The sequence below is a fragment of the Streptomyces antioxidans genome (assembly GCF_000968685.2).
Classification (GTDB): domain Bacteria; phylum Actinomycetota; class Actinomycetes; order Streptomycetales; family Streptomycetaceae; genus Streptomyces; species Streptomyces antioxidans.
Genome location: NZ_LAKD02000066.1, coordinates 1 through 6,656 on the forward strand (window position 1 = coordinate 1; position 6,656 = coordinate 6,656).

Below are 6,656 nucleotides of genomic sequence, written 5' to 3' on the forward strand. Positions count from 1 at the left end.
CGATGGAGATCCGCCCCTCGCCCCACGGTGTGATCCGTTCGCGCACCTCCGCCACCGGGAGCGCCACCGACACCATGCCGCCCTTGCCCGCGAGCACCCGGCCGATGGCCTGACTGCGCAGCGCCACCACACGGGCGGCATCCTTCAGCGACAGGGCTCCCGCCACACACGCGGCGGCGATCTCACCCTGCGAGTGACCGATCACCGCGGCGGGCACGACACCCAGCGAGCGCCACAGCTCCGCCAGCGACACCATCACCGCCCACAGCACCGGCTGGACCACATCCACCCGCTCCAACGACGGCGCGCCCTCCGCACCGCGCAACACCTCCACCAACGACCAGTCGGTGAACTCCGCCAGCGCCGCCGCACACTCCTCGATCCGCGCGGCGAAGACGGGTGAGGCGTCCATCAACTCCACCGCCATCCCGGCCCACTGCGACCCCTGCCCCGGGAACACGAACGCCGTACGGCCGCCGACGACGGAGCCCTGTGCGAGGCCCGCCGCCATACCGCCCTCGGCCAGGGCGGTGAGCCCGGCCAGCAGGGCGTCACGGTCGTGGCCGCGCACCACGGCGCGGTGGTCGAGCTGGGCCCGGGTGGTGGTCAGCGAGAGTGCCACGTCCAGCGGGCCGAGGGACGGGTCGGCCTCTAGGTGGGCCAGCAGCCGCTCGGCCTGGGCACGCAGCCCCGCCGCGCTCTTGCCCGACACCGCCCACGGCAGGACGTCCAGCCGCTTCGCCGGGGCCGCCGGTTCCCCGGTGGCTCCTTCGGCCTCCTCGGTCTCCTCGGCGGGGGCCTGCTCCAGGATGGTGTGGGCGTTGGTGCCGCTGAAGCCGAAGGAGGACACGGCGGCGCGGCGCGGGTGGCCGGTCTCCGGCCAGGGTGTGGTGTCGGCGAGCAGCGACACCGCGCCCGCCGACCAGTCCACATGGGGGGTCGGCTCGTCGATGTGCAGTGTCTTGGGCAGTACGCCATGGCGGATGGCCATGACCATCTTGATGATCCCGGCGACACCGGCGGCGGCCTGGGTGTGACCGATGTTGGACTTGATGGAGCCGAGCAGCAGCGGCTGGTCCTCGGTGTGCTCCTGGCCGTAGGTGGCGAGCAGCGCCTGAGCCTCGATCGGGTCGCCCAGCGTCGTACCGGTGCCGTGTGCTTCCACGGCGTCCACATCGGCGGCGGAGAGGCGGCCGTTGGTGAGCGCCTGGTGGATGACGCGCTGCTGGGACGGGCCGTTGGGCGCGGTCAGGCCGTTGGACGCGCCGTCCTGGTTGATCGCCGAGCCACGGACGATGGCCAGCACCGGGTGGCCGTTCCTGCGCGCGTCCGACAGCCGCTCGACCAGCAGCATGCCCACGCCCTCGCCCCAGCCGGTGCCGTCCGCGGCGGCGGCGAAGGGCTTGCAGCGGCCGTCGGCGGCGAGCCCGCGCTGGCGGCTGAACTCGGTGAACGTCGAGGGCGTGGCCATCACGGTGACACCGCCCGCGAGCGCCAGCGAGCACTCGCCGTTGCGCAGCGCCTGCACCGCCATGTGCAGGGTGACCAGCGACGACGAGCACGCCGTGTCGACCGTGACCGCCGGGCCCTCGAGACCGAAGGTGTACGACACCCGGCCGGAGGCGATGGAGCCGGAGCTGCCGGTGCCGAGGAAGCCCTCGACGCCCTCGGGCACGGAGTCCAGCCGCGAGGTGTAGTCGTGGTACATCACGCCCGCGAACACACCGGTCCGGTGGCCGCGCAGCCCGGTCGGGTCGATCCCGGCCCGCTCGAACGCCTCCCACGAGCTCTCCAGCAGCAGCCGCTGCTGTGGGTCCATCGCCATGGCCTCGCGCGGCGAGATCCCGAAGACCGCCGGGTCGAAGCCGCCCGCGTCGTAGAGGAACCCGCCCTCGTTGACGTAGCTGGCGCCCGCCTGGTCGGGGTCGGCGTCATAAAGGGACTCGACGTCCCAGCCACGGTCCGCGGGGAAGCCGGAGATCGCGTCCTGGCCGTCCAGGACGAGCCGCCACAGCTCCTCGGGGGTGCTGACCCCGCCGGGGTAGCGGCAGCTCATCGCGACGATCGCGATGGGCTCCTGGTGCCGCTCCTCGACCTCGCGGAGCTGGCGGCGGGCCTGACGCAGATCGGCGGTGGCCCGCTTGAGGTAGTCCCGGAGCTTGTCCTCGTTATTCACCATTGCGTCGGCTCCTTGCGAAGAGGGAGGTGGTGCTCATGGGTTCCATGGGTTCCATGTGTTCAGAACGCTCCCGTTCAGGAGGAGCCGAGTTCGTCGTCGAGCAGGTCGAAGAGCTCATCGTCGGTCGCGGATTCGAGGTCGTGGTCGTCGGTGTCGCCGTCGCCGGTGGCGTCCTGGGCGTCGTTCCACTTCGCCAGGAGCGCCTGGAGGCGCATGGTGATCCTGGAGCGGGTGACGCTGTCGTCCGCGGCCACCGCCAGGGCGGCTTCCAGCCGGTCGAGTTCGCCGAACACCGACGGACCGCCGCCGTCCCCGTGCGGGAGTTCCGCGCGCAGGTGGTCGGCCAGGGCGTCGGGGGTCGGATAGTCGAAGATCAGCGTGGCGGGCAGCCGGAGGCCGGTGGCCGCGCCGAGCCGGTTGCGGAGTTCGACGGCGGTGAGCGAGTCGAAGCCCAGCTCCTTGAAGGCCGCGCCGGGTTCGATCGCCGCCGCGCCGCCGTACCCGAGCACGGTGGCCACCTGACCGCAGACGAGGTTGAGCAGGAAGCGGTCCCGTTCGGCCGCGGACATGCCCGCCAGTCGCTCGGCGAGGCCCGCCGCCCCGTCCGCACCGCCGCCGCCACCGGCCGCGGCGCGCCGTACGGGGGTACGGATCAGCCCGCGCAGCAGCGGGGCGACCCCGGCCGTGGACTGGGCGCGCAGGGCGGCGATGTCCAGGGCGGCGGGGATCAGCACCGCGTGTCCGGCCACGCCTGACACATCGAACAGGGCCAGGCCCTCGGCGTTGCTCAGCGCGCCCATGCTGCCGCGGCTCATCCGCTGCCGGTCGGCGGTCGCGAGGGTCGCGGCCATGCCGCCCTCGTCCTCCCACAGCCCCCAGGCCAGGGAGACGGCGGGCAGGCCCTGGGCGCGGCGGTGCTGGGCGAGGGCGTCCAGGAAGGTGTTGGCCGCCGCGTAGTTGCCCTGCCCCGGATTGCCGAACACACCGGCGGCGGAGGAGAACAGCACGAACGCCGACAGATCCGGGTTGTCCCGGGTGAGCTCGTGCAGGTTCCACGCCGCGTCCACCTTCGGCCGCAGGACGTGGTCCACGCGCTCGGGGGTGAGGGATTCGACGGTCCCGTCGTCGAGCACGCCCGCCGCGTGGATCACGGCGGTGAGGGGGTGCCCGGCGGGGATGGCCGCGATGACCTCGGCCAGGGCGGTGCGGTCGGCCGCGTCGCAGGCCGCCCAGGTGACCTCGGCGCCCAACCCGCCGAGCTCTGCGGCGAGTTCGGCGGCGCCCTCCGCTCGGTCGCCCCGGCGGCTGGTCAGCACCAGCCTCCGGGCGCCGCGCTCGGTCACCAGATGGCGGGCCAACACCCCGCCCAGGGTGCCGGACGCGCCGGTGACCAGCACGGTCCCGGCCGGGTCCAGCCCGGGTACCCCCGCCTCGTCCAGGGCCGCCACCCGCGCGAGCCGCGGCGCGTGAACGACCCCGCCACGCACGGCGAGCTGCGGCTCATCGGCCCGTAGGGCCGCCACGAGAGCGGGGAGCCAGCCGTGGGGGGTGGGGCTGGCGTGGGCGCCGTGGACGTCGATGTCTCCCTGGACGTCGACCAGGACGAACCGGCCCGGGTGCTCGGCCTGTGCCGAGCGCACCAGGCCCCACGCGGCGGCGTGCGTCAGGTCGTCCACGCCCTCGGCCGCCTCAGCCGCCTCAGCGCCGTCGGCCATCGTGGTCACGGCCACGGCGCCACGGGTGAGGAGGACCAGCCGGGAGTCGGCGAACCGCTCGTCCCCAAGCCACTCCTGGACCAGCGCCAGCGTGCGCCGGACAACGGTGTGCGCGGCGCCCGCGGTGTCCCCGGGCGTGCCCAGGTCGGGCAGGCACGGCACCAGGACCACATCGGGTGCGATCCCCTCGGCCTCCACCGCCTCGGCGAGCGCGGGAAGCCCCGCGTACGTCTCCGCCTCGATACCGGTGTCCGCGTCCGTCAGCGCGGCCGTGAGCTTCAGATCGCCGCCGCCGAAGCCGTCCAGGACGGCCCACAGGGCGGTGTCGTCCGGCCGCCGCGGCGCCGCGGGGGTGGGCAACGCGGCCCAGCCGACCCGGAACAGCGCCTCGTGGTGTGCGGTACGGGCGCCCGCGAACTGCTCGGCGTCCAGCGGCCGCAGCGCCAGCGAGCCCACCGACGCCACCGGGGCACCGGCCTCGTCGCTGATCTCCAGCGCCACCGCGCCGCGCCCGGCCGGGGAGACCCGCACCCGCAGCGCGGTCGCGCCGACCGCGTGCAGCCGTACGGCGTCCCACGAGAACGGCAGCCGCGCCTGGCCCGCCTCCTCGGCCGGGAAGAACCCGCCGAGCGCCACCGTGTGCAGCGCGGCGTCCAGCAGCGCCGGGTGCAGCCCGTACGCACGGGCCTCGCCCTGCCGGGCCTCGTCCAGCGCCACCTCGGCGAACACCTCGTCCCCGCGCCGCCACGCCCTGCGCAGCCCCTGGAACACCGGGCCGTAGGCGAGGCCGAGGGCGGCGAAGCCGTCGTACAGCCCGTCCACGTCGAGCGGTTCGAGGGCGGTGGTCGCGGTGGAGGCCGTGTCAGCGGCCGGGGGCCACACCGCCGGGGCGGTTGGGATCCCGGAGGGGCCGGAGACCGTGAGCACACCGGAGGCGTGCCGGATCCACGGCTCGTCGGTGGCGTCCTCCAGCCGCGAGTAGACGGTCAGCGCGCGCCGCCCGGCTGAGCTGTCGGGGCCGTCAGGGCCGCCGGGCTCGTCCACGGCGACCCGCAGCTGCACTCCGCCGCGCTCCGGCAGGATCAGCGGCGCCTCGAGGGTCAGCTCCTCCAGCAGATCGCAACCGACCTGGTCACCGGCCCGAACCGCCAGCTCGACCAGGGCCGTTCCGGGCAGCAGCACGGTGTCCATGACGGCGTGGTCGGCCAGCCAGGGGTGGGTACGGAGCGAGAGCCGACCCGTGAAGAGGACGCCCTCGGAGTCGGGCAGCTCCACCGCCGCACCCAGCAGCGGGTGACCGGCCGCGCCCAGACCGGCCGAGGCCACGTCGCCGATGGTCCCGGCGGGAGCCTCCAGCCAGTAGCGCTCGCGCTGGAAGGGGTACGTGGGCAGCTCGGTGCGCTGGGCACCGGTCCCCGCGAAGAACGCCCTCCAGTCCACCGCCACACCACGGACGTGGGCCCGCGCGACGGCGGCCGTCAGCGCCTCGGCCTCGGGCCGGTCCTTGCGCAGCGCGGTGGCGAAACCGGCCGTGTCGGCGTTGGCGACGCACTCCTGGGCCATGGCGGTGAGCACACCGTCGGGGCCGAGTTCGAGGTAGGTGGTGACGCCCTGGGCCTCCAGGGTCCGTACACCGTCGAGGAAGCGGACTGCCTCGCGGACGTGGCGGACCCAGAAGCCGGGGGTGGCGATCTCCTCGGCGCAGACCACGTCCCCGGTGAGGTTGGAGACGAGGGGAATGCGCGGAGCTTCGTAGGTCAGCCCCTCGGCCACCTCGCGGAACGCGTTGAGCATCCCGTCCATGCGCGGCGAGTGGAACGCGTGGCTGACCGTGAGCCGCTTGGTCTTACGGCCCTGCGCCTCGAAACCGGCAGCGATGGCGACAGCCGCGTCCTCATCACCCGCGACGACCACCGACGACGGCCCGTTCAGCGCGGCAATCGACACCCGCTCGGTCAGCAGCGGCGCCACCTCATCCTCCGACGCCTCCACCGCCACCATCGCACCACCCGCGGGCAGCTCCTGCATCAACCGCCCACGCGCCGCCACCAACTTCGCGGCATCAGCCAGCGACAGCACACCGGCCACATGCGCGGCGGCCACCTCACCGATCGAATGCCCGGACAGGAAGTCAGCCTTCACACCCCAGGCCACCACCAGCCGGAACAACGCCACCTCGATGGCGAACAGCGCGGGCTGAGTGAAGCCCGTCTGATCCAGCGCCTCAACGTCCTCCCCGAACAGCACGGTCTTCAGCGGCCGTTCGAGGTGGAGGTCCAGCGCGTCGCAGACCTCGTCCAGCGCCTCCGCGAACACCGGATAGGCGTCATACAACTCACGACCCATGCCGAGCCGCTGACTCCCCTGCCCCGTGAACAGGAACGCCACCTTGCCCTCGGCCACCGAGCCCTGCGTGAGACCGGCCGCCGACTCGCCGTCCGCCAGCGCCGCCAGACCCGCGACCAGCCCGGCACGGTCCGCGCCCACCACGACCGCGCGGTGGTCCAGCGCGGCGCGCGTGGTGGCGAGCGAGTAGCCGAGGTCGGTGAGCGAGACGTCGGGCCGCCGGTCGAGGTCGGCGAGCAGCCGCGTGGCCTGGGCGCGCAGCGCGTCGGCGCTCTTGCCGGAGAGCAGCCACGGCAGAACGGACGGCTGGGCGACCGGGGCCGGGGCGGCCTCCGCCGGTTCGACCTCGGGGGCCTGCTCGATGATCGTGTGTGCGTTGGTGCCGCTGAAGCCGAACGACGAGACCGCAGCCCGCC

At 74.0% G+C, this 6,656-nt stretch carries 2 protein-coding genes; both read right to left on the reverse strand.

What is annotated here, in order from left to right; genetic code table 11:
* A partial coding sequence (locus tag VT50_RS24390) for a type I polyketide synthase (RefSeq protein ID WP_143645262.1) occupies positions 1–2,179 on the reverse strand: 2,179 nt, incomplete at its 3' end.
* A 74-nt stretch (positions 2,180–2,253) separates the two neighbouring features.
* Positions 2,254–6,656, reverse strand: a 4,403-nt coding sequence (locus VT50_RS24395; protein WP_143645263.1) for a type I polyketide synthase, incomplete at its 5' end; no start/stop codon positions are given.